Annotated in this window: 3 protein-coding genes; all 3 read right to left on the bottom strand. The window is 42.1% G+C overall.

What is annotated here, in order from left to right; all coding sequences use genetic code 11:
* Window positions 1-179: 179 nt before the first annotated feature.
* Entirely contained in the window at window positions 180-572 is a 393-nt protein-coding gene (locus tag ACHUFN_RS20140; RefSeq protein ID WP_394224514.1) for a hypothetical protein, read from the bottom strand.
* 538 nt (window positions 573-1,110) lie between these two features.
* Entirely contained in the window at window positions 1,111-1,545 is a 435-nt protein-coding gene (locus ACHUFN_RS20135; RefSeq protein WP_394224513.1) for a hypothetical protein, read from the bottom strand.
* A gap of 126 nt (window positions 1,546-1,671) precedes the next feature.
* Window positions 1,672-2,142, bottom strand: a 471-nt coding sequence (locus tag ACHUFN_RS20130; protein ID WP_394224512.1) for a hypothetical protein, incomplete at its 5' end; no start/stop codon positions are given.

Below are 2,142 nucleotides of genomic sequence, written 5' to 3'. Positions count from 1 at the left end.
TTCCATTTTAGTTGAAGCAACGGCTACGTCATGTATATGACAAACAACCGCCAAAGGTCAAATTTGGGCCTAACTTTTAAATAAGGGGCGCATACAAGTGGGGCATAATGGCGAAGCCGCCCCGCATGTATGCGTCCCAGCGAACGAAGTGAGTGACTTAATTTTTTTGTTATATGCCATTAGTTACTAACACCTTGCGAGGCTAATAAAATACCAATGAAAAATGCAAGATATGACAATGAAATAGCTCCGATAGCTGATTTTTTATGGGCTTGATTGTCGCTTGGCGATTCGTTGTTATTTATCTGTTCCATAAAATGATTTTGAGCTAGGTACGCTAACAGTGCACTTATTGCACCAAACAGTACACCTAGAGAAAACGCAAAAAGAGAGTAAACCAAGAAAGTTTTATCCTCTGCTTTCGAATTGCCAACGAATGTTAACAATGCTACCGCTGCGCCGCCATTAATCATAATTGAGCTTTTCAAAGCAAGCTCTGCCATTTGAATTACTGACTTGAAGTGTTCAACTGCACGCTGAAGTTTTAGTTCTGCAATTTTATCGTCGTTCATAACTTCTCTGGCATATAACGCTAAGCTTTGGGGCGCTAGCACGTGGGCTAAAATCCGAGCGAAGCGAGCCAGCCCACGTGTTAGCGTCCCAGCGACCGGAGGGAGTGCCAACAGCGTTTTGTTAGGCGTACAAAGGAACGTACGCAGCTTTGCTGCCACCACTAGCCAAATAGACCGCGTGTTTAAACAATTGAATTTAAGATAAAACAACCCTGTGCGAAATGCCAGATGTTAAGGGCATTGCTGAATAAAAGAGCGAGTTTAGAAGAGTGGTGATGTTGAATGTTGGCGTTGCTGTGTAGATAAAAACCGCGTTGCTAAAGTTGCTTAAAAAACCGAGAAAGCTAGCCGCCAAGGCAACCTAGCGAAACAACCTTGATGCTGGAATGTCACGGTTGAACCCACTTTTAAATGCTGTAAGTAAATGACGCCTAACTTTTAAATAAGGGGCGCAGACGTGTGGGCTAAAATCCGAACGAAGTGAGCAGCCCACATGTTTGCGTCCCAGCCCGCGCAGCGGGCGTGCTTGATTTTTTTGTTATATTGCATTTTTTAATACCGCCCTTGTTTTACCAAGCGGGTTAACCGCTAGGCGCTGAAGCTGTATACCAAAGTTACAAACTGCTTGAGGCTCGACTTTCATATCAAAGTTTACTTTATAGTTTTCGTTTCTGGCATTTGTGAAAGATTCGATGTGAGCAATAGTAACAGCAAACATTGTATGGCCAGAATTGTCTGTACAGAAAGCATGAATAGAAAAATAAGAAAGATCAGGGGTAGAACGGCTTTTAAACTTGATCTCATCTTTTGTGGTTCTAGGAAACTTCTCAAGAAGCCTTCCCAGATGGTTAATCTCCTCTCTATTTGTATAGCAATTTGCTTGACCAGAGAACTGCCCATTACTACCGAATATAGAGATTTCAAATAAAGATTCATCTTCCCATATTGATGAAACTACGAGCCGACTTTCCATGTTACTCCTGCAATATAACTTTTAAATAAGGGGCGCAGACGCGAGGGCTAGAATGCGAAGCAGCCCACGTGTATGCGTCCCAACGAACGAAGTGAGTGACTTAATTTTTTTGTTATGTGCCTTTTACTACAAAACGTGAATGTCATTTATGGTGGCACTAAACTCATTGTTATTGACTAGAGAAAACTCGAACTCCACGGTTAAGTCAGTGATTTCACCATTAACAGGGAAATAAAAACCAAAAAGGTAACTACCGTTATTACATTCCATGAATTCCGGGGTGCAAAAAGCTATATCGGTATTCTCGATTTTAAATTCTGATTCGCTTCCATAATAGTCAAAAACAGCATTTCTTATCTCCTTTTCACCCCAGCGAGTACCGTAATTGTTAGGGACGGTTACCAAATTAATAGCTTGGTCAAAATCATTCAGAGACAGGTGATAAAGCCATTTTTGACAGTATGCTTTTAACTCTGGTTCAATATTTGGGTTTAACAGTTTGAGCATGACCTTCCTTAGGCACATAACTTTCCAATAACGGGCGCAGACATGTGGGGCATAATGGCGAAGCCGCCCCGCGTGTATGCGTCCCAGCGA

It is taken from the genome of Alteromonas gracilis (genome assembly GCF_043642145.1).
Classification (GTDB): Bacteria; Pseudomonadota; Gammaproteobacteria; order Enterobacterales; family Alteromonadaceae; genus Alteromonas; species Alteromonas gracilis_B.
This window is presented reverse-complemented; position numbering and strand designations above follow the sequence as displayed.

Bases quoted from the DNA above. Each gene is read 5' to 3' on its own strand.
- ACHUFN_RS20140 (WP_394224514.1), bottom strand. From the start codon at position 572: ATGAACGACGATAAAATTGCAGAACTAAAACTTCAGCGTGCAGTTGAA.
- ACHUFN_RS20135 (WP_394224513.1), bottom strand. From the start codon at position 1,545: ATGGAAAGTCGGCTCGTAGTTTCATCAATATGGGAAGATGAATCTTTA.